This window comes from Burkholderia sp. Bp9012, from assembly GCF_003853825.1.
Taxonomy (GTDB): Bacteria; Pseudomonadota; Gammaproteobacteria; order Burkholderiales; family Burkholderiaceae; genus Burkholderia; species Burkholderia diffusa.
Genome location: NZ_QTQA01000001.1, coordinates 329,040 through 350,877 on the forward strand (window position 1 = coordinate 329,040; position 21,838 = coordinate 350,877).

Below are 21,838 nucleotides of genomic sequence, written 5' to 3' on the forward strand. Positions count from 1 at the left end.
GCGCCATCGTGACGGCACCGCGTGCCGTGCTCGCCGAACGCGCTCGACTGCGCGCATCGCATCGTGATGTAATCGCGCGAATTGGCCAACCGGGGTACGACACCGGCTGGCGTGCGCATTCATTCTTCACGAGGTCGATTCATGTCCCCCGTCTCGGCATTCAAACTGGTTCTGTTGTCATTCCTCGCGATCGTCGCGCTCGAATGCATCGCCAAGCGGTTGCGATTGCCGCCCGCGGCCGCGCTGCTGATCGGCGGCATCGGCATCGCGTTCATTCCCGGCCTGCCGCCGATCAACCTCGATCCGGAACTCGTGCTGCTCGTGTTTCTGCCGCCGCTGCTGATGGACGGCGCGTATTTCTCTGTGTGGGAGGAGTTCAAGCACAACGTCGGCGGCATCCTGATGCTCGCGATCGGCGCGGTGGTGTTTACGACGTTCGCGGTCGGTTTCGCCGTGCACTGGGTCGTGCCGTCGCTGCCGTGGGCCGCGTGCTTCGCGCTCGGCGCGATCGTGTCGCCGCCCGACGCGGTGGCCGCGAAGGCGGTGCTCGAACGCGTCGCGCTGCCGCGCCGGCTGATGGTGCTGCTCGAAGGGGAAAGCCTGTTGAACGACGCGGCGGGCCTGGTGCTGTTCCGCTTCGCGGTCGCCGCCGCGCTGACGGGGGCGTTCAGCCTCGAGCACGCGGTCGTGCGCTTCGCGGAACTCGGGCTCGGCGGCGTCGTGGTCGGTTTCCTGGTGGGAAAGCTCGTCGTGTGGTTCCTGAAGCTGCTCGATGACGACTATCTGGTGATCACCGTCGCGGTGATCGCCGGCTGGATCGCGTACATCGCGGGCGAGATGGTCGAGGTGTCGGGCGTGATCGCGACGGTCACGGCCGGCATGATCGTCGGCTGGCATCAGCACGAGGTGTTCTCGGCGGCCGTGCGCACGCGCGGCACCGCGTTCTGGCAGGTCATCGTGTTCCTGCTCGAAGCGCTGGTGTTCGTGCTGATCGGGTTGTCGCTGCGCGGTGCGATCCACCGGCTCGGCGGCTTCGAGCAGGTGCTCGCGACGATGGTCCCGCCGGTGCTCGCGGTGCTGGTGGCGGTGGTCGTGTCGCGCTTCGTGTGGATCTATGCGGTCGAGGCGCTGAAGATGCCGGTGCGCGGGATCATTCGGCGTGGTGCCGCACCTGACTGGAAGGCCGCGACGATCATGAGCTGGGCCGGGATGCGCGGGGTCGTGACGCTGGCGATCGCGCTGTCATTGCCGGAGGCGATGCCGGGCCGCGACGTGATCCTGGTCGCGTCGTTCGCGGTGATCCTCGTCACCGTGCTCATGCAGGGCACGACCATCGGGCCGCTGATCCGGCTGCTGCGCCTGCCTCAGCGCGAAGAGCGCGCCGCGCATCACCTGACCGAGCCGCAGGCGTGGGCGCATATCGAGGCTGCGCAGCTCGCGGCGATCCAGCCGCTGGTGCGCGACGAGAGCGGCAAGGTGATTCACCCGCGCCTGCTGGAGCAATACACGTATCGCGCGGAACTGACCGAGCGGGCGAAGAACGAGCCTGCTTATCCGGCGGAGGTACGCATCGCGCACTACGACGTCGTGCTGGCCGCGATCAAGGCCGGGCGTGTGGAATTGTTGCGCCTGCATCGTTCTGGCCGCATTCACGACGAGATGCTGCACATGCTCGAGCGCGATCTCGACCTGCAGGAAGTGTCCGCGCAGCACGCGCGCGGGTAACCGGCCGCGCAAATCGGGTTCGGCGCGCGGTGCCGCGAGCCTTCGCGTCGCGCCGATCCGGTCGCGGCGCGCGATTTTCCCCCTCCATCTCTGCCGATTCCATCGCATCGGAATCCGGCCCCAAAACGTTCGATACGACGGCTTGCAGCGCATGCAAACCTCGCGGCGCCGGCTGCGCAAACGTTATCGTCTTTCGCGTCCGGAAATGATCTGATTTAACTGAATCCCGCTCTTTCACCATATTTGGCAAAACTAAACCGGAAGGAGATAGATGCTGTGTTCTAATTTCATTTAGAATCAGCCGGTTATCTTTATTGAGAGAAAGCGCGCGGAGGTAATGCGACCGTCGTCGGGGTGAAATCGGCGTTCGGATCCCCGCGAGGCAATGCCGACAGGCCAGATCGGCAGCAATAGGCGGATTTCTTCGCCGCCATATTTAAGATGGCGTCCAAGTCGGATAAACAACTCCTATGAAAGAATCAATTGGAGATTTGGCGTTTGAAACGGTATTTATGAAAGAATCCGGCGGTGAAAATGCGCTGGATTGTCTCGAGTCCGGGCTATCGGTTCTGCTCGTCGACGATCAGCCATTCGTCGGCGAGGTGATCCGCCGCGCGCTGCGCAGCGAGCACGATATCGACCTGCATGTGTGCACCGACGCACATCGGGCGATGGCGGTCGCGCGCGACGTGAAGCCGACGGTCATCCTGCAGGATCTCGTGATGCCGGAAATCGACGGCCTCGATCTCGTTCGCGCGTGGCGCGCGAACACCGAGACCGCACGCGTGCCGATCATCGTGCTGTCGGCGAAGGAGGAGCCGATCGTCAAGCGCGAGGCGTTCATCGCCGGCGCGAACGACTACCTCGTGAAGCTCCCGGACGCGATGGAGCTGACCGCGCGCATCCGCTATCACTCGAATTCGTACCTGATGTCGCGCCAGCGCGACGAAGCGCTGGATTTCCTGTCGCACGACATGCGTTCGCCGCAGACGTCGATCCTCGCGCTGCTCGAGGTCTACCGGACCGAGCACGGCGACATGCCGCCGATCATGGAGCGCATTGCCGGCCACGCACGGCGCGCGCTCGCGCTCGCGGACGGCTTCATCCACCTGACCCGCGCGCAGTCGGAACGCCGCGCGCACGAGGTCCTGAGTCTGAACGAGATCGTGCTCGACGCTGTCGACCAGCTGTGGGAGAAGGCGGCCGGATTCGGCAGCCGGGTCGTTGCCCACGTGCCCGACACCGAGTGCGTGACGATGGGCGACCGCATGATGCTCACGCGCGCGGTCGCAAACCTGATCGACAACGCGCTGAAGTACGGCCCGGCCGGCACGGACGTGCACTGCACGCTGAGCGACGACGACGGTGCGTGGCTGATCGGCGTCGAGGACGCCGGCTCCGGCATCGCGCCCGAGCAACGCACGGCCGCGACCGAGTCGTTCGTGCGGCTCGAATCCGTGCATGGCGCGGCGCGCAGCGGCTTCGGCCTCGGGCTTGCGTTCGTCCGCGCGACGGCCGCGCGGCATCGCGGCCAGATCCTGATGCGCAATACGGTGCGCGGCTTCATGGTCGCGCTTCGGCTGCCGGCGCAAGCGGACCGATGATTTCGCGGCGCGGCCCGGTGCCGCGCTGCCCGAGAGACCCCGATGCGCTCGTGGCGCGCCGTCCGGCGCGCGGGCGGGCGCGGTTTTTTTCAACGCTGATTTTAGAAAGCCCATAACGAACATGGCCACCGTGACGCCCCGCGCGACCAATGAAAGCCTGCACCCGACGATCGGCGCCGCCCGGCTGACGCTCGGCAACCGTATCCTGTTCAGCTTCGGCGTGCTGTTCGTGCTGATGCTGGTGACGGCCGGCGTGTCCTACGAGCGCCTGCGCGCGATCAACGCCGAGGCCGTCAGCATCGAACGCGACTCGCTGCCGGGCGTGTATCTGGCGGCGTCGCTGCGCGGGACGGTCAATGAATCGTTCGCGATGCTGCAGCAGGCGACGTTCGTCGATACCGATCCCGAACTCGTGCAGCGTGATTTCGCGAGGATCGGCGAGACGCTCAAGGAGGTCGAGTCGCTGTCGGTCGATTACCAGAACACGACGTTCCGCGATGACGACCGCCAGCGCTTCGCGGCGTTTCGCGGTGCCTTCGACCGCTATCTGCCGCTGCTGAACGACGCGGTGCAGAAGAGCCGCGTGTCGCGCGAGGAGGCCGTCGCCGCTTATGCGAAGGTGCAGCCTGCGTGGGCCGAGGTCGTGCGCAACGCGAATATCCTGGTGCAGGAAAACCGCAAGTTCGCCGACCAGTCGGCGAAATTGATCCGCCAATCCGGGCAGGACACCGAGATCGTCCTCGCGACCGCCCTGGCGATCGTGCTGCTGTCCGCGCTGGGGCTGGGCTACGGGCTGTACCGTTCCGTCACCGTGCCGATGGCGCGGCTCGTCGAGGTGCACGACGTGATGCGCACCGGCAACCTGACGCGCCGCCTCGACCTGCGCCGCCGCGATGAGTTCGGCACGCTCGAGTCGGGCTTCAACCGGATGGCCGACGAGCTGACCGAGCTGGTTGCGCGCGCGCAGCAGTCGTCGCTTCAGGTGACGACGTCGGTCGCCGAAATCGCGGCGACGTCGCGCGAGCAGCAGGCGACCGCGAACGAGACCGCGGCGACGACGACCGAGATCGGTGCGACCTCGCGCGAGATCTTCGCGACGTCGCGCGACCTGCTGCGCACGATGAACGAGGTGGCCGGCGTGGCCGAGCAGTCGGCGACGCTCGCGGGCGTGAGCCAGAGCGGCCTCACGCGGATGGGCGAGACGATGCGCAGCGTGATGGACGCGGCCGGTTCGGTGAACGCGAAGCTCGCGATCCTCAACGAGAAGGCGCTGAACATCAACCAGGTCGTCGCGACGATCACCAAGGTGGCCGATCAGACCAACCTGCTGTCGCTGAACGCGGCGATCGAGGCCGAGAAGGCCGGCGAGTACGGCCGCGGCTTCGCGGTCGTCGCGACCGAGATCCGCCGCCTCGCCGACCAGACGGCGGTGGCGACGTACGACATCGAGCAGACGGTGAAGGAGATCCAGTCGGCCGTGTCGGCGGGCGTGATGGGGATGGACAAGTTCTCGGAGGAAGTGCGCCGCGGGATGCTCGACGTGCAGCAGGTCGGCGGGCAGCTGTCGCAGATCATCGCCGAGGTGCAGACGCTCGCACCGCGCTTCCAGATGGTCAACGAAGGGATGCAGACCCAGGCGAACGGTGCCGAGCAGATCACGCAGGCGCTGTCGCAACTGTCGGAAGCCGCGCAGCAGACGGCCGAATCGCTGCGCCAGTCGTCGCAGGCGATCGACGACCTGACGCTCGTCGCGAACCAGTTGCGCACCAGCGTGTCGCGCTTCAAGGTCGACGCGTGATGCGCGCCGAGGCGCACGGCGGCGCGCACGCGCTGTTCCTGATGTTCGAGCTCGACGGCGAGCGCTATGCGCTGGATGCGGCCGACATCGACGAGGTGCTGCCGCTTGCGACCACCAAGGCTGTACCCGGCGCGCCCGAATGGATTGCCGGGTTGCTGATGCGCGGCGGTCAGCCCGTGCCCGTGATCGACGTGCCGATGCTGGCGCTCGGACGGCGCGCGCATGCGCTGCGCTCGACGCGGCTGGTGATGGCTCGCTATCGCGTCGGGCAGCTCGACCGCGATCGCGTGATCGGCCTGATCGTCGAACGCGCGACGCAGACGCTGCGGATCGACCGCACCGCGTTCCGCGCAAGCGGCGTATCGACCGCGCGCACGCGCTGGCTCGGGCGCGTCGCGAACACGCCCGACGGGATCGTGCAGCAGGTCTCGGTGTCCGACCTGATCGACGACGTGGCGCGCCTGTATCTGTTCGACGACCTGCCGGGCCACGGAGGGGCAACCGCATGAGAGAGTCCGATTCGCGATTTCGCGGCTGGCTGCTGCGCGAGACCGGCATCGACCCCGATTCGCTCGGCAACGATTTCCTGAGCCGCGCGCTGACGGAGCGCGTGCAGGCGCTGCAGGGCGACGGCGAGCGGCTGCCGTCGGCGGCGCGGCCGCCCGTCACGCCGGAAGCGCTCGACGCCTACTGGCAGCAGCTCAACGCGTCGGCCGACGAGCGGCGCGCGCTGATCGAACTGTTCATCGTGCCGGAGACGTGGTTCTTCCGCGATCGCGAGGCGTTCGGGACGCTCGCGCGGCTCGCGGCCGAGCGGCTTGCCGCGATGCCCGGGCGCGTGATCCGCGTGCTGAGCGCCCCGTGCTCGACCGGCGAGGAACCGTATTCGGCGGCGATGGCGCTGCTCGACGCCGGGCTCGATCCGGCCAGCTTCACGATCGACGCGATCGACCTGAGCGCGCGCGCGATCGAACAGGCGCGGCTCGGCTGCTACGGGCGCAATGCGTTTCGCGGCACGACGACCGAGTTCCGCAGCCGCTACTTCACGCCGGTCGCCGACGGCTGGCTGCTCGACGAGCGCGTGCGCGCGTGCGTGCAGTTTCGCCAGGCGAACCTGGTCGAGCCGGGCTTCGACACGGGCATCCGCTACGACTTCGTGTTCTGCCGCAACGTGCTGATCTATTTCGACCGCGACGCCCAGGACCGCGTGATCGATTCGCTCGAAAGCTCGCTCGCCGACGACGGCATGCTGTTCGTCGGCCCCGCCGAAACGGGCGTCGCGATGCGGCACGGGATGCGCTCGGCGCGCGTGCCGCTGGCGTTCGCGTTTCATCGCGCGCGCGGTGGTGCCGCGGCGGACGGCTATGCGGCACCGATGCCCGCGATCGCGCCGTACTGGCGCGGCGAGCGCTTCGCTGTGGTGCCGCCGGCCGCGACGCGCCCGCTGCTGGCCGTCGTGCCGCCGACGTGGAGCGATGCCGCGCCGTCGCGCGCCGCGTTCGCGCCGGCCGAGCGCCCGACGGCGCCCGAGCCGCGGGCCGACTGGCGCGTCGACTCGCCGGCGCATGTGGCCAACGTGGCCGAGATGCCCGCGAAGGGGGCGCCGGTCGCCGACAGCGCCGCACCGACGCTCGAGGAAGCGCAGGCGCTGGCCAATGCGGGCGCATTCGACGAGGCCGAGCGCGTGCTCGCGCAGTTCTCCGCGCACGCCGGGCCGCACGCCGACGCGTTTTACCTGAACGGGCTGATCGCGGATGCGCGCGGGCGCGTCGCGGAAGCGGGCGACTTCTACCGGAAGGCGCTGTATCTGCGGCCGACGCACCACGAAGCGCTGACGCATCTCGCGACCTTGCTCGACGTCGGCGGCGACGGCGCGGGCGCGCGATGGCTGCTCGAGCGTGCGCGGCGCTCGGCCGGATAACGAGAATACGGGTTGGGAGCCGACATCGGGATGACCGAGGAAAGAATGAACCGCGACGCCGTTGCCACTGACGACACGACGATCGGCGTCGACGATTGCTGGAACCGGATTGGCACACGCGGCGATCGCTCGTGCGAGCGGCTGGCCGACTGCCTGCGCTGCCTGAACTGTCCGGTCTACGCGTATCACGCGGCGAAGCTGCTCGAACGCCCGCTCGCCATCGCCGAGATGGCCGACGCCACGCAGCGGATCAGCGCGTTCGACGCGACCCGCGCGCACGGCAAAGACGATACATGCCAGGCAGCGCTGGTGTTTCGCGTCGCCGACGAATGGCTCGCGCTGCCGATCGGTGTGCTGCGCGAGATCGCCGGCACGCGCCCGATCCATTCGCTGCCGTATCGCCGGCATTCGGCCGTGCGCGGCGTGGTCAACATTCGCGGCACGCTGCGCATCGCGATCGCGATCGGCGCGCTGCTCGGCCTTGACGCGGGCAAGGGGGGCAACGGCGGTGGCGACGGCCGTTTCACGCGGCTGCTGGTCGCCGCGCATCAGGGCGAGCCGGTCGTGTTTCCGGTCGACGAAGTCGAGGGCGTGCTGCGCTTCGGCGCATCCGAATGGGTGCCGGTGCCGGCGACGGTTGGGCGCGCGAGCGCCGGCCTGTCGCGCGGCGTGCTGTCGTGGCGTGGCAAGTCGGTAGGCCTGCTCGACGACGATCGGCTGTTCGACGCCGTGACACGGAGCATGCGATGAGCGGCGATGACGATCTGAGCCACCTGTCGCTGCTCGAGCTGTATCGCGAGGAGACGCGCACGCAGACCCAGGCGCTGTCGGAACGCCTGCTCGCGCTCGAATCGGGCGAGCCCGACTCCGTCGCGCTCGAGGCGTGCATGCGCGCCGCGCATTCGCTGAAGGGTGCCGCACGTATCGTCGGCGTGCCGCTCGGTGTCGACATCGCGGGGCGCATGGAAGAATGCTTCGTCGCCGCGCAGGCCGGCACGATCGCGCTGACGGCCACGCACATCGATGTGCTGCTCGCCGGCGTCGACCTGCTGGTGCGCGTCGCCGATCCGGAGGCGCAGCCCGTGTCGTCGACCGAGATCGAGGCGTTCGCGCTGGCGCTGACAGGTGCCGACGGCGCGCACGCGATGCCGGCCTCGGCCCCGGCGTTCGCGCCGCCGCCGGCACCGCCGTTCGTCGTGCCGCTTCGCGAGCACGACGGCGCCGCGAACGAATCCGTGGGGGCCGGCGCCGCGGTGCCGCCGCTCGCGGTGTCGGCGGCCGTGCCCGATCCGGTCCAGGCGGGCCGCGCGGCCGGCGCGGGCGCGATGCGCCGCGTGCGGGCCGATACGCTGAACCGGCTGCTGAGCCTGTCCGGCGAGTCGCTCGTCGAATCGCGCTGGCTCAAGCCGTTCGCGGAGTCGATGCTGCGCGTGAAGCGCGCGCAGCGCGATGCGGCCCGGTCGCTCGATCTGTTGTACGAACAGTTTGCCGACGATCTCGACGCGGGCGTGCTCGCGTCGGTGAACGAAGTGCGGCACATGCTCAACGACCTGCAGCGCTCGCTCGCCGAGCGCATGGACGAATTCGATCGCTTCGAGCGGCGCAGCACGCATATCGCCGAGCAGCTGTACGACGAGGCGCTGCAATGCCGGATGCGGCCGTTCGGCGACGCGACGCGCGCGTATCCGCGCATCGTGCGCGATCTCGCGCGCTCGCTCGGCAAGCAGGTGCGTTTCTCGATCGTCGGCGAAGGCACGCAGGTCGATCGCGACATCCTCGACCTGCTCGACGCGCCGCTCGGCCACCTGCTGCGCAACGCGATCGATCACGGCGTCGAATCGCCCGACGCGCGTCGGGCGCGCGGCAAGGCGGCCGAGGCGAGCGTCACCCTGGAGGCGCGCCACAGCGCCGGCTCGCTGCTCGTCAGCGTGATCGACGACGGGCCGGGCGTGGACATGGACGCGTTGCGCGCGGCGGTCGTGCGCCAGCGCCTGACCGACGACGAGACGGCCGCGCGGCTGTCCGATCCCGAACTGCTCGAATTCCTGCTGCTGCCGGGCTTCTCGATGCGCGATGCGGTGACCGACGTGTCGGGGCGCGGCGTCGGCCTCGACGCCGTGCAGGAAATGGTGCGCGGCGTGCGCGGCGCGGTGCGCATCTTCAACGAGCCCGGCGCGGGCATGCGCTTCGTGCTGCAGCTGCCGCTCACGCTGTCGGTGATCCGCAGCCTGCTGGTCGAGGTCGGCGGCGAGCCGTACGCGTTTCCGCTTGCGCACGTGCGCCGCACGCTCGAACTCGCGCACGACGATATCGACGTGCTCGAAGGGCAGCCGCATTTCCCGTTCGACGGCCGGCGCGCAGGCCTCGTCGCCGCACACCAGTTGCTCGACGCGGGCGAGCCCGACGTCGCCCGCACGAGCACGGCGGTCGTGGTCGTCGGCGGTGAACCCGAGCTGTATGGCGTCGCGGTCGACCGCTTCCTCGGGGAGCGGATGCTCGTCGTGCAGCCGCTCGACAGCCGCCTGCACAAGATCCAGAACATCGCGGCCGGCGCGCTGCTCGAGAACGGCGACCCGGTGCTGATCGTCGACGTCGAGGACCTGATCCGCTCGGTCGACAAGCTCGTGCGTGGCGGGCAGCTCGCGCGGCTCACGCGTGATCCGCAACTCGCGCTCGTCGATCGCCGCCGCCGCGTGCTCGTCGTCGACGATTCGCTGACGGTGCGCGAGCTCGAGCGCAAGCTGCTGGAAAAGCGCGGCTACGACGTGACGGTCGCGGTCGACGGGATGGAGGGCTGGAACGCGGTGCGCAGCGACGCGTTCGATCTCGTCGTCACCGACGTCGACATGCCGCGCATGGACGGTATCGAACTCGTCACGCTGATCAAGAACGACCCGATGCTCAAGCGCGTGCCGGTGATGATCGTGTCGTACAAGGATCGCGACGAGGATCGCCGGCGCGGGCTCGATGCCGGCGCCGATTACTACCTCGCGAAGAGCAGTTTCCACGACGAGGCGCTGCTCGATGCGGTGCACGACCTGATCGGGGACGCACGCGGATGAACATCGGCATCGTCAACGATCTGCCTCTGGCCGTCGAGGCGCTGCGCCGCGTGCTCGCGCTGCGCACGGACCACCGCGTGCTGTGGGTCGCGACCGACGGCGACGAGGCCGTGGATTTCTGCATTGCCCATCCGCCCGATCTCGTGCTGATGGATCTCGTGATGCCGAAGGTCGACGGCGTGGAGGCGACACGGCAGATCATGGCGCGCGCGCCGTGCGCGATCCTGATCGTGACGGTCAGCGTCAGCGCGAACACGTCGTCGGTCTACGAGGCGATGGGTGCCGGCGCGCTCGATGCGGTCGACACGCCGACGCTCGCGCTCGGGCTGTCGACCGACGCGTCGCCGCAGGCGCTGCTCGCGAAGATCGACCAGATCGGCCGGCTGCTCGAAAGCCGGACCGTGACGCTCGTGCCGCCCGGCCCGGCCCCCACGCGCGGCCTGCCGACGCTCGTCGCGATCGGCGCGTCGGCGGGCGGGCCGACCGCGCTCACCGCGCTGCTGCGTGCGCTGCCGGCCGATTTTCCGGCTGCACTCGTGATCGTGCAGCACGTCGACCAGGCGTTCGCGGTCGGCATGGCGGAGTGGCTCGACGGCTATACGCAGCTGCCCGTGCGTGTCGCGGGGGAGGGCAGTGTGCCGCGGGCGGGCGAGGTGCTGCTCGCGGCGACCAACGATCACCTGTACATGTCGCCGCGCGGCGTGCTCGGCTATACGCGGCATCCGGCCGAGACGCCGTACCGGCCGTCGATCGACGTGTTCTTCAACAGCGTCGCCGACGGCTGGCAGGGCGACGCGCTCGGCGTGCTGCTGACCGGAATGGGCCGCGACGGGGCGCTGGGGCTGAAGGCGATGCGCGCGAAGGGTTGCTACACGATCGCGCAGGACGAGGCGACGAGCGCCGTCTACGGGATGCCGAAGGCGGCCGCGGCGATCGGTGCCGCATCGGCGATCCTGCCGCTCGAGCGAATCGCGCCGCAGCTGATCTCGCGCGTGACGCGCATGCCGCGCGACTGACGGCGCGTGGCGGCCCCGGCGGGGCTGCATTGCGTGCGCCGCGCGGCGTCGCGTACAATTGCCGCCTGCGGAGATGGCATGCCTCCCTGCGGTCGATCCCGGCGCGTCGCGCGCGGCTCGGCCCTCAACCGCCGGTGACCCGGCTGATGATGCCTGCGTGTTCCTGGGTTGTCAGGAGGTCGCAGGCCGTCCATGCGGTATTCTGCCGCCCAGGTTTTGATGTCCCGTCGAATCTGGAAATCATGTTTTTCTCGACTTCTGCCGATTTTTTCGCGACCGTGCGCTACGTGTGCCGCTGGCTCGCGCTCTCTGCCCTGCTTGGTGCGCTGGCCGGCACGGCTTCCGCGTGGTTCCTGATCGCGCTCGAGTGGGCGACCGGCACGCGTGTCGCGCATCCGTGGCTGTTGTGGGGACTGCCGGCAGCCGGTTTCGCGACCGGCTGGGTCTACCACCGGTTCGGCCAGTCGGTCGCGCGCGGCAACAACCTGCTGATCGACGAAATTCACGACCCGAAGGCGCTCGTGCCGAAGCGGATGGCGCCGCTCGTGCTCGTCGCGACCGTCGTCACGCACCTGTTCGGCGGGTCGGCGGGCCGCGAGGGCACGGCCGTGCAGATGGGCGGCGCGCTCGCCGATCGCGTCACGCACCTGTTCCGGCTCGATCGCGAGCATCGGCGTGTGCTGCTGATGGGCGGCATCGCGGCCGGGTTCTCGTCGGTATTCGGCACGCCGCTCGCGGGCGCCGTGTTCGGGCTCGAGGTGCTCGCGATCGGCCGCGTGCGGTACGACGCGCTGCTGACCTGCGTCGCGTCGGCGATCGTCGCGGACATCGTGTGCCGCGCGTGGGGCGTGCATCACACCGTTTATGCGATTCCGTTCGTGCCGGCCGTGTCGGCCTCGGGGTTGATCGCGACGGTCGTCGCGGGTGTCGCGTTCGGCGTCGTCGGCCGGCTGTTCGCGTTCGCGACGCATGCGCTGAGCGCATGGTTTCGCCGCGTCGTGCGCTACGCGCCGCTGCAGCCGGTGCTCGGCGGCGCGCTGGTGGCGGTGGCCGCCACCGTGCTGAAGGTGCCGCAGTATCTCGGGCTCGGGATCCCGACGATCGAGGCCGCGTTTCACGGGTCGCTGCCGGCTTACGATTTCGCGGGCAAGTTCGCGTTTACCGTCGTCACGCTCGCGTCGGGATTCAAGGGCGGCGAAGTGACGCCGCTGTTCTATATCGGCGCGACGCTCGGCAACGCGCTCGGCCAGGTGCTCGCGCTGCCGGTGCCGGTGCTCGCGGGGCTCGGCTTCGTCGCGGTGTTCGCGGGCGCGGCCAACACGCCGGTCGCGTCGACGATCATGGCGATCGAACTGTTCGGCGCGGATATCGGCGTCTATGCGATCGTCGCCTGCGTGGTCGCCTATCTGTTTTCCGGACACGCGGGGATTTATCGATCGCAGCGGGTGGCGGTGGGGAAGGGGGCGCGGGTGGAGGCGGACTGACGGCGCGGGCGGGGCGGCCGACCTCGGTATGTCGACGGAAACGGACACCCGGTGATCGCGCCGATCACCGGGAACGGGGGGCGTCCGTCACGCCTTCGGCAGTTTCGCGACGTTGCGCGCGAGCAGTTCCTCGATGTCGATGCCTTTCTCCGCGAGCAAGGTCGTCACGACACCGGTCAGTTCCCCGAGCGTTTCCTTGACCGACTCCCGGATCGTATCCACGACGACCTGGGTGCTGCGCTCGATCTCGATATTGACCTTGTCGTTGACGCCTTTGGCGTCGAAGGTGGTCGCGCGTCGCGTTTCCGGAATCAGCCAGACTTCGAACCACCCTTCGTCGCGATTGACGTCCGATACGGTGAGGCTGCAGCCGTTGATCGCGATATAGCCCTTCGCAAACACATAGCGTTTGAAATCGGCCGGCACGCCGATGCGGATCATCCGGTTGTGTTCGGACGACGCGATATGCAGGATGGTCCCCATGAAGTCGACGTGACCGGACAGCGGATGCCCGCCGATTTCCGCGCCGTCCTTCGCGGCCCGTTCCACGTTGACCCGGGCGCCGGTCGTCAGGTCGGCGAGCGTGGTGATTCTCAGGCTCGGCAACATCACGTCGAAGTCGATCAGCAGCGGCGAGTGGATGGTCGTCACCGTCAGGCAGACGCCGTCGACCGAGACGCTCGCGCCGATCTCGATGTCGGTGGTGAACCGCTCGGGGAATTCGATGCTGAACGTTCTCAGTTCGCCGTGATCCTTGATGGTCTTGATGACGCCAACACCCTGAACAATGCCTGTAAACATGATCCGCCTTTGGTCGCAAATTGCCTGGCCGGTATGATAAGTGATCGCGGAGGGCGGCGTCGGGGCCGGAAGCGCGGCGGCAGTGCATCGCACGTCCGGCCGCAACCGGGTTGCCATCAAGCCTCCGCCGGCTGCCCCCGCGGGCCGGCATCGCCGTTGACCGTGCGCTGCGGCGAATCGATCAGGCCCTTCGCCAGCTCCAGCGCCTGCCGCTCGAACAACCGGCGATAAATCCCGCCGTCGATGCGGATCAGCGCGTCGTGGTTGCCTTCCTCGATCACCTTGCCGCGATCGAGCACGAGCAGGCGGTCGAGCGAGCGCACCGTCGACAGCCGGTGCGCGACGACGAGCGTCGTGCGGCCGACCATCAGCCGCTCCATCGCCTGCTGGATCAGCACCTCGCTTTCGCTGTCGAGGCTCGACGTCGCTTCGTCGAGGATCAGGATCGGTGCATCCGCGAGGAACGCGCGCGCGATCGCGACGCGCTGGCGTTCGCCGCCGGACAGCTTGATCCCGCGCTCGCCGACGAGCGTGTCATAGCCGTCCGGCAGCGCGACGATGAAGTCGTGCGCGCTGGCGAGACGCGCGGCGCGCTCGATCTCCGCACGGCTCGCGTCGGGGCGCGCATACGCGATGTTCTCCGCCAGCGTGCGGTGGAACAGCACGGGCTCCTGCTGGACGATCGCGATCTGGCTGCGCAGCGAATCCTGCCGCACCTGCGCGATATCCTGGCCGTCGATCGTGATGCGGCCGCCCGACACGTCGTACAGACGCTGGATCAGCTTGATGAACGTCGTCTTGCCCGACCCGGAATGGCCGACGAGGCCGACCCGCTCGCCGGGCGCGATGCGCATCGAGAAGTCGTCGTACAGCGGCACGGGATGGTTGCCGTAACGGAACGTCACATGCTCGAAGCGGATCTCGCCTTGCCCGATCCGGATCGCCGGCGCGCCGGGACGATCGTCGATGCCGAGCGGCTGGCGCTCGAGCGCGACGAGCTCTTCCATGTCGTTGACCGAGCGCTGCAGGTTGCGGATGTGCATGCCGACGTCGCGCAGGTAGCCCTGAAGCATGAAGAACATCGTCAGCGAAAACGCGATGTCGCCGACGCTCGCTTCGTCGTTCGCCCACAGCCGCAGCGCCACGCCGATCATCGCCGCCTGCATCGCGACGAGCATCGCACCCTGCAGCCCGCCGTTGAGCGTGCCGCGTACCCACGTGCGGCGCGTGCGCTGGCGCCACTTGCCGATCACGCGCGCGAGCCGCGCTTCCTCGCGCGTTTCCGCGCCGAACGCCTTGACGACCGCGTTGCAGCTCACCGCGTCCGCGAGTGCGCCGCCCATGCGCGTGTCCCACATGTTGCCGAGCCGCGCGGCCGGCGCGACGATGCCGAGCGACACGGTGACCGTCACCGAGATGTACAGCAGCGAACCCGCGCCGACGACGAACCCCATCACCGGCCAGTGCGTGCCGAGCAGCACCGTCGCCCCGACGAGCATCGTGACCGACGGCAGCAGTGCGATCAGCACGGTGTCGTTCAACAGGTCGAGCGCCCAGATCCCGCGCGTGATCTTGCGCACGGTCGACCCCGCGAAGCTGTTCGCGTGCCAGTCGGTCGAGAAACGCTGCACGCGATGGAATGACGCGGCGGCGATCTCGCTCATCATCTTCAGCGTAAGCGTAATGATGTTCAGATAGACGCCCTGCCGCAGCAGCGTCGCGCCGATGCCGAGCGCGGCGAGCGTGCCGAACGCGACGACGGCCGAATGCCACGCGGCGGCGCGGTCGGTCAGGCCGATCGACAGCGCATCGACGAGGCGGCCGGCGAACAGCGGCGTGAGCACGTCGGCAAGCGCGCCGAGCAGCGCCAAGGTCGTGATCGTCGCGATGCGTACCGGCTGCTTGCGCCAGTAGCGGAACGTGAAGCCGAAGACGGCCTGGAATGCCTGGCCGCCCTGATGGGTGGTTTTTCTGGTCATGTATCGTTGCCCGGCGCATCGCGCGACGGGACTTTCCGGTTCGGAGAACGTCGAAAACGCAACAGTCCGGCCGCGCGGACGACGCGGGCGAAACGAAACGGGCTGTCGGAAAATGCGCTGGCCGTCGAGTTAGCGGAGCACTCGGGAGCCGGCGCGGACGACGGGCTGGATCAGCCGCGCCGTGGGACCACGTTCGGGAAGGCTGCTGGCATTCGGAACATCTGCACCTCCCTGAAGTGAACGGTTGAAAGGACGCCGAAAAGACGTGAAGGGATTTTATCAGCAGTGCCGGAGTCGCCGCAACGTCTGACGAATGCCGCGTTGCAGCGTCGATACGGTTAGTATTCGGGGTTTCGGCCCTTTTTCGTGCGGATTCCGCGGTGCGGTGCCGCACGGGTCGGCGGGCCGCATCGATTACACTTTGCCGTTGCGCGCCGGCCGCTGCGGCCCCGCGGATTCACCCCGATACATTCCTGAGGAAACGATGAGCGACGTTCAGCAAGGCATCCTGGCTCCGATCGACACGGCGGCCCGATACCTCACTTTCACGATTTCGAACAACGGCAACGTGGCAGCGGCGCTGAGGGCTTTGCGCGAGCTCGTCGACGGACGCGACACGGTCGTGGGCTTCGGACAGGCGCTGGCCGCACACCTCGGGCGTCCGGTCCCGGGCCTCACCGAATATCCGGCGTTCGCGGTGAACGACCGCACGCTGCCGATCACGCCGGCCGACGTCTGGGTCTGGCTGCGCGGCGACGATCGCGGCGAGCTCGTGCTGCGTGCACGGACGATCGAACGGGCGCTTGCGCCGGCGTTCGCGCTGCAGGACGCGGTCGACGGGTTCCGCTATTCGAACGATCGCGACCTGTCGGGTTATGAGGACGGCACCGAGAACCCGAGCGGCGACGACGCGCTGGCCGCGGCGATCGTCACGGGGCAGGGCGCGGGTCTCGACGGTTCGAGCTTCGTCGCGGTTCAGCAATGGCTGCACGACTTCGACCAGATGGAGCGCATTGCGTCCGGCGACATGGATCACATCATCGGTCGCCGCCGCTCGGACAACGAGGAACTCGATGATGCGCCCGAGTTCGCGCACGTGAAGCGCACCGCGCAGGAGAGCTTCGAGCCGGAGGCGTTCATGCTGCGCCGTTCGTCGCCGTGGTCCGACGCGCGCCGCGCGGGGCTCTACTTCGTCGCGTTCGGCCGTTCGTTCCGCGCGTTCGACGTGCAGATGCGCCGGATGAGCGGCGCGGACGACGGCATCGTCGACGGCCTGTTCCGTTTCACGCGACCGCTGACGGGCGCGTATTTCTGGTGCCCGCCGGTGAAGGAAGGCAAGCTGGACCTGTCCGCGCTCGGACTGTAAACGCCGGACGACATCCGCAAACGGGCGGGCCGCGCATCGTGCGCGGCCCGCCCGTTTTACTTGTTGCGTATCGATCGTGTGCGGCGCGGTGCGTCGTCCCGTCAGTTCAGCGTCGTTTCGATGCGCGTGCCGCGCTTGATGAACAGCGTCACCGGCGTCTTCTCGCAGATTTCCGCGAGCCGCTGGCGCTGCGCATCGTCGAGCGGGCCGTCGAGCGTCACGACGCGGCGCACGTATTGCTGCCCTTCGCGATCGGCGTGCAGTTCGGTGCGCACGTCGATGCGCACGGCCGGCCACGTCTTGCGCTGCATGTACATGCGCAGCGTCGCGGCCGTGCATTGCGCGAGGCCGGCCAGCACGAACTCGAACGGCGCCGGCCCGAGGCCCTGTCCGCCTTCGCGCGGCGCTTCGTCGCCGGTCAGCGCGTGCGTGCCGGCCTGCAGCTGGACGACGTAGTCGGGTGCGTCGGCGGCGAGGGTGGCGGCAGCATGGATGAGCGGCATGGCAAGAACTCCGGCAAGCGGGGAAAGAGGCGGCCGCGACGATGCGGCGTACGAGCCGCCAGCATACCGTCTCGCGGAAAATCGTGGGCGCTGCGCGCGTCGGTGGGGCTCGCCAGGATCAGCCGGCGACGCCGGCACTCCGGCGCACGAGCATGGCGACGCGTTCGCGCACCCACTGGTGCGCGCGGTCGGTTTCGCGCGACTCGTGCCAGTACGCGAGCAGCGGAAACGGCTTGAGCCGTAGCGGCAGCGGCTGCACGGCGATCGGCAGCATCGCCGCCATGCGCAGCGCATACGTGCGCGGCAGCGTCAGCAGCAGGTCGCCCGTCGCGGCGATCTGGCAGGCGGCGAAGTAATGCTGGCAAACGAGCTGGATGTGACGGAGGCGTCCGTCGTTGCCGAGCAGCACGTCGAGCGATTGCGGTTCGCCGAGCGACGACACCGCGACATGCCCTGCGGCGAAATAGTCGCCGCGCCGCAGCGGACCGCCAGTCAACGGATGATCGTGCCGCATCGCGACGACGAGCGAATCGTCGAGCAGGTGTTCGGTCGCGATGCGCGGACCGGTCTGCACGCGTCGATCGACGACCAGATCGAGATTGCCTGACGCGAGTTCGCGTTCGATGTCGTGCACCGCGATGCGGCGGCTCACGAATCGCAGGCCCGGCGCTTCGTCGGCGAACGCGGCGACGATCTGCGGCAGCGCGATCGATTCGAGCACGTCGCGAATGCCGACGGCGATGCTCAGGTCGAGCGTCGCCGGGTCGAATGCCGACGGGGCGCGCACGGCGCGTTGCAGGCCGGCGAGGTGAAGCTGCACGTCCGCGATGATCGTGCGCGTGCGCTCGGTCGGCACGACGCGGTTGCCCTGGCGGACGAACAGCGGGTCGTCGAAATGCGCGCGCAGACGGTTGAGCGCATGCGTGACCGCCGGCTGCGTCAGGTGCAGCGCACGGGCGGCCGCGCCGATGCCGCCGTGCACGTAGACGGCATCGAGCACGCGGAACAGGTTCAGGTCGAGACGATGATCGGCGGGCACGGACGAAGTCGGCGTGGTGGACGGTGGAGCGATTCTACGGGATGCGCGAACAACGGAACGCGGGTGCGTGCATCAGAGCGACGATCGATGCCGTTCGATGCGTGTCGATGACGATCGAGCCGATACGTGCCCGCGCGCATCCGATGCGCGACGCGAATCATGCGCGCGATGCGAGCCTGCCCATCGGCATGCGCATTTCCGCGCGGCCGCACCAGCGGTCGGCGACAGCCTGTTGAAATCCGCCATCATGCTGTCCCGGTCTGCCATTTCATGCCAAAGACACGACCCGTTCGGCTAAGATGCCGTCGCTTCATATTTCGAAATAGCCGTCGCTGTCGCACGAGTTCAAACCAAATATAAGCCTGACAGTTCGACGGTATTACAAGAAGTCGAAAAAGTCCGGGGGCTTGGCAGTGGAAGCAGCAGATCAGAGGTGGGTCGTAATCTATTTGAGTACGGGGTTTTCCTTGGCGCAGGCCGCGCGCCTTAGCGAGGCCTTCAACCTGGCGAATCGCCTGCACGCGTTCAGTGCGGATTACGAGTTGAAGTACGTATCGGAAAGCGGGGGGTTGCTGCAGTCGTCGTCGGGCGTGCAGATCGCCGCCGATCCGCTCGGCGACGAGCACGGCCCTCGTGCACTCGCGTTCATTCATCTTCATGGCGACCGCGCGTCGATCAACTGGAACGATGCATTGCGGCGTCGCCTGAGCGACATCCGCCGGCATGCGCGATGGATCGTCGATGCGATGGATCTGTCGACGCTCGCGGCGTCGCAGCGGCAGACGGATGCCGGTCACGCGCGAACCGGTCGCGCGCGCGGCGCGGCGGCCACGATCGAACTGCAGGCAGGCGAGGCCGACGTGTTCGCGGCCGTGCTCGACATGTTCCGCGCCGATCTCGGCGACAGCGCCGCGCAGGAGATCGCCAGCAACCTGATGCGGCCGGTCGAGCAGCGCTACGCGCAGTCGATGTGGGCGTTTCGCGAGCTGAGCGCGAGCCCGTCGATCAGGATGTCGGCGCAACGGCTGCGCGCGCAGAGCGCGAACCGCATTTCGATCGCGGAAGTCGCCCAGACGGCCGCGATGAGCGAGCGCAATTTCCTGCGGCGCTTCAAGAAGGAAATCGGCGTGACGCCGACCGAGTTCGTGCAGCACGTGCGGCTCGAGCGCGCATGCCACATGCTGATCCACACGACGCTGCCGGCCGACAAGGTCGCGCGGCGCACGGGCTTCGGCAGCGGCGAGCGTCTGGCGAAGCTGTTTCGCCAGCGCCTGCGGGTGTCGCCGACCGAATTTCGCGTCGCCGAGCGCGAGCGGATCCTGACGAACGGCGCCGGCGCGGCCGATCCGCAACTCGTGCCGCGGCCCGCGAAATCCGGCGGCGAGCGGGCGAGCCGGGGCGCGCGTGTCGATGCGCGGGAGAAAACGGGGCGGATGACCGTAAAATCACCGTGTCGCGATCACGATCCCCGGTTTCCATGCCCTTGCTCCCCACTACCGCCACCGCCCCCTTCTGCCCGTCGGAAGTAAAGGGCAGCATCACGATCGACGCCGGCGCGTCGCGCTGGATGAAGCTCAAGCGCTTCTTCGGCCCGGGCCTGCTGGTCGCGATCGGCTACATGGATCCCGGCAACTGGGCCACCGACATTCAGGCCGGGTCGCAATTCGGCTATTCGCTGCTGTGGGTCGTGGCGTTCTCGAGCCTCGCCGCGATCTTTCTGCAGATGCTCGCCGCGCGGCTCGGCCTCGTCGCGGGCAAGGATCTCGCGCAGGCCAGCTACGACCGCTATGGCCGCTTCGGCCGCATCGTGCAGTGGGTGACCGCCGAGGTGTCGATCATCGCGTGCGACATCGCCGAAGTGCTCGGCTGCGCGCTCGCGTTCAAGCTGCTGCTCGGCGTGCCGCTCGCGTGGGGAATCGTGCTCACCGCGCTCGACACGGTGATCGTCCTCGGGCTGCAGGGCAAGGGCGTCCGGCAGATCGAGGCGATCGTGCTCGGGCTGATCGCGACGATGGCGTTCTGCTTCGTCGCGCAGGTCGCGATCACGCCTCCCGACTGGCATGCGGTCGCGGCGGGGCTCGTGCCGGGCGATCCGGGCCATGACCGCAAGGACGCGATCGTGCTCGCGCTCGGCATCGTCGGCGCGACGATCATGCCGCACAACCTGTATCTGCATTCGTCGGTCGTGCAGACGCGTCATGTCGTCGGCGGCGCGCGCGGCCTGATCCGCGACACGCTCGCGCTGGTGCGGATCGACACCTGCGTGTCGCTGTTCGTCGCGATGCTCGTCAATGCGGCGATCCTGGTCGTCGCGGGTGCGGCGTTCCATGCGACCGGCCAGCACGACGTGACCGACATCGAACAGGCGTACCGGCTGATCACGCCGATCGCGGGCGGCGCGGCCGCGCTGCTGTTCGGCATCGCGCTGCTCGCGTCGGGGCAAAGCTCGACGCTGACCGGCACGATCGCCGGCCAGGTGATCATGGACGGCTTCCTGCACACGAAAATCCCGTGCTACCAGCGCCGGCTGATCACGCGCGGGCTCGCGCTGATGCCCGCGCTGATCGGCGTGCTGTGGCTTGGCGAGAACTCGGTCGGGCAACTGCTCGTCTGGAGCCAGGTGCTGTTGAGCCTGCAGTTGCCGTTCGCGATGTGGCCGCTGATCCGCTCGGTGAGCGATCGCGACACGATGGGCGAGCATGCGATCGGCCGCAGGATGCAGGTCGCCGCGTGGACGCTGTTCGCCGTCATCACCGGCACGAACCTGCTGCTGATTACGGGTGTCGCGAGTTGATACAGCCTGTCACAGGCTGAAACAGGCGCGTGGCGCGCGTGCGTTAAACTGCGCGTTTTGCCAGCCGTTCGACGTCCGTTATGTGGAGTGAAATCAGCAACATCGGCGACGCCGCGCTGACCCTGCCGGTCGCGCTGACCTGCGCGGTCTGGCTCGCGTTGTCCGACTGGCGGCTCGCGGTGCGCTGGATCGTGCTGCTCGCGGCCGGCATGAGCCTGGTCGGGGCGACCAAGATTCTCTATGCGGGCTGCGGTGTCGAAATCCCGCAGTTCGACTTCCGCGTGATCAGCGGCCATACGATGCTGTCGACGTCCGTGTGGACCGTCGCGCTGTCGATGCTGTGGCAGGCCTTCCGTGCCGACAAGGTGCCGGGTGTGGCGGCGGGCCTCGCTGTCGGCGCGGTGACGGCCGTCGCGCGCGTCTTCGACCATTCGCACACGATTCCCGAAGTCGTCGTCGGCTGGCTGCTCGGCGCGCTGGTCGCGCTGGTGTTCCTGCGGATCTACGACCGGTCGCACAAGCGCTCGGTCTCGCCGCGCATCGCAGCCGTCTGCCTGCTCCTCGTGTCCGGCATCGCGTACGGGAATCGCGCACCGTTCCAGCAGATGATCGATACGCATTCCCCGCAGTTCTGCGCATTCATGCACACGTCCGGCAACGGGTCCTGATGGCCGTTCTTTCCGGGGCGTCAGCGCCCCCGGTGTCACGGTGTCAGGTGAGGTGGTCACCCGCGGTGGCTGCACCTC

17 protein-coding genes and 1 riboswitch are annotated in these 21,838 nt (G+C 68.4%); of the genes, 13 read left to right on the top strand and 4 right to left on the bottom strand.

The genetic code is table 11. The features are described 5' to 3' along the window. Positions 1-141: 141 nt before the first annotated feature. From DIE11_RS01485 to DIE11_RS01530, 9 genes are all read left to right on the top strand, one after another. A complete protein-coding gene (locus DIE11_RS01485; RefSeq protein WP_124621056.1) occupies positions 142-1,725 on the top strand; it encodes a Na+/H+ antiporter in 1,584 nt (527 codons plus the stop codon). 470 nt (positions 1,726-2,195) lie between these two features. Then, positions 2,196-3,329, top strand: a complete 1,134-nt coding sequence (locus tag DIE11_RS01490) for a hybrid sensor histidine kinase/response regulator (RefSeq protein ID WP_059601589.1) — start codon at positions 2,196-2,198, stop codon at positions 3,327-3,329. A 121-nt stretch (positions 3,330-3,450) separates the two neighbouring features. Further along, positions 3,451-5,127, top strand: a complete 1,677-nt coding sequence (locus DIE11_RS01500) for a methyl-accepting chemotaxis protein (protein WP_124621060.1) — start codon at positions 3,451-3,453, stop codon at positions 5,125-5,127. After that, a complete protein-coding gene (locus DIE11_RS01505; RefSeq protein WP_409364559.1) occupies positions 5,127-5,636 on the top strand; it encodes a chemotaxis protein CheW in 510 nt (169 codons plus the stop codon). The genes DIE11_RS01500 and DIE11_RS01505 overlap by 1 nt, the downstream gene beginning before the upstream one ends. Continuing rightward, entirely contained in the window at positions 5,633-7,048 is a 1,416-nt protein-coding gene (locus DIE11_RS01510; RefSeq protein WP_124621064.1) for a CheR family methyltransferase, read from the top strand. Before DIE11_RS01505 ends, DIE11_RS01510 begins: the two co-directional genes overlap by 4 nt. Before the next feature lie 45 nt (positions 7,049-7,093). Then, on the top strand, positions 7,094-7,798 hold the full coding sequence (locus tag DIE11_RS01515) for a chemotaxis protein CheW (protein WP_124621241.1): 705 nt from the start codon (positions 7,094-7,096) through the stop codon (positions 7,796-7,798). Further along, positions 7,795-10,110 (top strand): hybrid sensor histidine kinase/response regulator, encoded by a 2,316-nt coding sequence (locus DIE11_RS01520; RefSeq protein ID WP_059601599.1) that lies wholly within the window; start codon positions 7,795-7,797, stop codon positions 10,108-10,110. The genes DIE11_RS01515 and DIE11_RS01520 overlap by 4 nt, the downstream gene beginning before the upstream one ends. Further along, complete coding sequence (locus DIE11_RS01525) at positions 10,107-11,126, top strand: chemotaxis response regulator protein-glutamate methylesterase (protein ID WP_124621066.1); 1,020 nt, start codon at positions 10,107-10,109, stop codon at positions 11,124-11,126. The genes DIE11_RS01520 and DIE11_RS01525 overlap by 4 nt, the downstream gene beginning before the upstream one ends. A gap of 60 nt (positions 11,127-11,186) precedes the next feature. Then, positions 11,187-11,289: riboswitch (Fluoride riboswitch) on the top strand. A gap of 79 nt (positions 11,290-11,368) precedes the next feature. Then, the gene (locus tag DIE11_RS01530; protein ID WP_124621068.1) at positions 11,369-12,610 is read left to right on the top strand and encodes a voltage-gated chloride channel family protein; all 1,242 of its coding nucleotides are present in this window, start codon (positions 11,369-11,371) and stop codon (positions 12,608-12,610) included. An 87-nt stretch (positions 12,611-12,697) separates the two neighbouring features. On the opposite strand, the gene DIE11_RS01535 is transcribed toward DIE11_RS01530, so the two are convergent. Together DIE11_RS01535 and DIE11_RS01540 are read right to left on the bottom strand one after the other, a co-directional pair. Continuing rightward, on the bottom strand, positions 12,698-13,411 hold the full coding sequence (locus DIE11_RS01535) for a riboflavin synthase subunit alpha (protein WP_124621070.1): 714 nt from the start codon (positions 13,409-13,411) through the stop codon (positions 12,698-12,700). 116 nt (positions 13,412-13,527) lie between these two features. Further along, a complete protein-coding gene (locus tag DIE11_RS01540; RefSeq protein WP_124621072.1) occupies positions 13,528-15,390 on the bottom strand; it encodes an ABC transporter ATP-binding protein in 1,863 nt (620 codons plus the stop codon). Positions 15,391-15,874: 484 nt separating this feature from the next. Between DIE11_RS01540 and DIE11_RS01550 the strand changes: the two genes are divergently transcribed. Further along, positions 15,875-16,756 (top strand): Dyp-type peroxidase, encoded by an 882-nt coding sequence (locus tag DIE11_RS01550; protein WP_124621074.1) that lies wholly within the window; start codon positions 15,875-15,877, stop codon positions 16,754-16,756. 101 nt (positions 16,757-16,857) lie between these two features. Here the strand turns inward: DIE11_RS01550 and DIE11_RS01555 are convergent, their stop codons facing one another. Both DIE11_RS01555 and DIE11_RS01560 read right to left on the bottom strand, forming a co-directional pair. Beyond that, positions 16,858-17,259 (bottom strand): OsmC family protein, encoded by a 402-nt coding sequence (locus tag DIE11_RS01555; RefSeq protein WP_059466564.1) that lies wholly within the window; start codon positions 17,257-17,259, stop codon positions 16,858-16,860. A gap of 118 nt (positions 17,260-17,377) precedes the next feature. Beyond that, a complete protein-coding gene (locus DIE11_RS01560; RefSeq protein ID WP_124621076.1) occupies positions 17,378-18,298 on the bottom strand; it encodes a LysR family transcriptional regulator in 921 nt (306 codons plus the stop codon). A 467-nt stretch (positions 18,299-18,765) separates the two neighbouring features. On the opposite strand from DIE11_RS01560, the gene DIE11_RS01565 reads away from it, so the two are divergent. The 3 genes from DIE11_RS01565 (at position 18,766) to DIE11_RS01575 (ending at position 21,760) form a co-directional block, all read left to right on the top strand. Then, positions 18,766-19,827, top strand: a complete 1,062-nt coding sequence (locus DIE11_RS01565; protein WP_124621078.1) for a helix-turn-helix domain-containing protein — start codon at positions 18,766-18,768, stop codon at positions 19,825-19,827. After that, the gene (locus tag DIE11_RS01570; protein WP_124621080.1) at positions 19,776-21,092 is read left to right on the top strand and encodes an Nramp family divalent metal transporter; all 1,317 of its coding nucleotides are present in this window, start codon (positions 19,776-19,778) and stop codon (positions 21,090-21,092) included. The genes DIE11_RS01565 and DIE11_RS01570 overlap by 52 nt, the downstream gene beginning before the upstream one ends. 80 nt (positions 21,093-21,172) lie before the next feature. Continuing rightward, positions 21,173-21,760 carry a phosphatase PAP2 family protein gene (locus DIE11_RS01575; RefSeq protein ID WP_124621082.1) on the top strand — a complete coding sequence of 196 codons (588 nt, stop codon included), beginning with the start codon at positions 21,173-21,175 and terminating at the stop codon, positions 21,758-21,760. Positions 21,761-21,838: the final 78 nt, after the last annotated feature.

What these genes read in the sequence shown, in the direction of transcription:
- DIE11_RS01500 (WP_124621060.1), top strand. Translation starts at nt 3,451, where the DNA reads ATGGCCACCGTGACGCCCCGCGCGACCAATGAAAGCCTGCACCCGACG.
- DIE11_RS01520 (WP_059601599.1), top strand. Translation starts at nt 7,795, where the DNA reads ATGAGCGGCGATGACGATCTGAGCCACCTGTCGCTGCTCGAGCTGTAT.
- DIE11_RS01555 (WP_059466564.1), bottom strand. Translation starts at nt 17,259, where the DNA reads ATGCCGCTCATCCATGCTGCCGCCACCCTCGCCGCCGACGCACCCGAC.
- DIE11_RS01510 (WP_124621064.1), top strand. Translation starts at nt 5,633, where the DNA reads ATGAGAGAGTCCGATTCGCGATTTCGCGGCTGGCTGCTGCGCGAGACC.
- DIE11_RS01570 (WP_124621080.1), top strand. Translation starts at nt 19,776, where the DNA reads ATGCCCTTGCTCCCCACTACCGCCACCGCCCCCTTCTGCCCGTCGGAA.
- DIE11_RS01485 (WP_124621056.1), top strand. Translation starts at nt 142, where the DNA reads ATGTCCCCCGTCTCGGCATTCAAACTGGTTCTGTTGTCATTCCTCGCG.
- DIE11_RS01525 (WP_124621066.1), top strand. Translation starts at nt 10,107, where the DNA reads ATGAACATCGGCATCGTCAACGATCTGCCTCTGGCCGTCGAGGCGCTG.
- DIE11_RS01535 (WP_124621070.1), bottom strand. Translation starts at nt 13,411, where the DNA reads ATGTTTACAGGCATTGTTCAGGGTGTTGGCGTCATCAAGACCATCAAG.
- DIE11_RS01505 (WP_409364559.1), top strand. Translation starts at nt 5,127, where the DNA reads ATGCGCGCCGAGGCGCACGGCGGCGCGCACGCGCTGTTCCTGATGTTC.
- DIE11_RS01490 (WP_059601589.1), top strand. Translation starts at nt 2,196, where the DNA reads ATGAAAGAATCAATTGGAGATTTGGCGTTTGAAACGGTATTTATGAAA.
- DIE11_RS01575 (WP_124621082.1), top strand. Translation starts at nt 21,173, where the DNA reads ATGTGGAGTGAAATCAGCAACATCGGCGACGCCGCGCTGACCCTGCCG.
- DIE11_RS01515 (WP_124621241.1), top strand. Translation starts at nt 7,094, where the DNA reads ATGAACCGCGACGCCGTTGCCACTGACGACACGACGATCGGCGTCGAC.
- DIE11_RS01540 (WP_124621072.1), bottom strand. Translation starts at nt 15,390, where the DNA reads ATGACCAGAAAAACCACCCATCAGGGCGGCCAGGCATTCCAGGCCGTC.
- DIE11_RS01530 (WP_124621068.1), top strand. Translation starts at nt 11,369, where the DNA reads ATGTTTTTCTCGACTTCTGCCGATTTTTTCGCGACCGTGCGCTACGTG.
- DIE11_RS01550 (WP_124621074.1), top strand. Translation starts at nt 15,875, where the DNA reads ATGAGCGACGTTCAGCAAGGCATCCTGGCTCCGATCGACACGGCGGCC.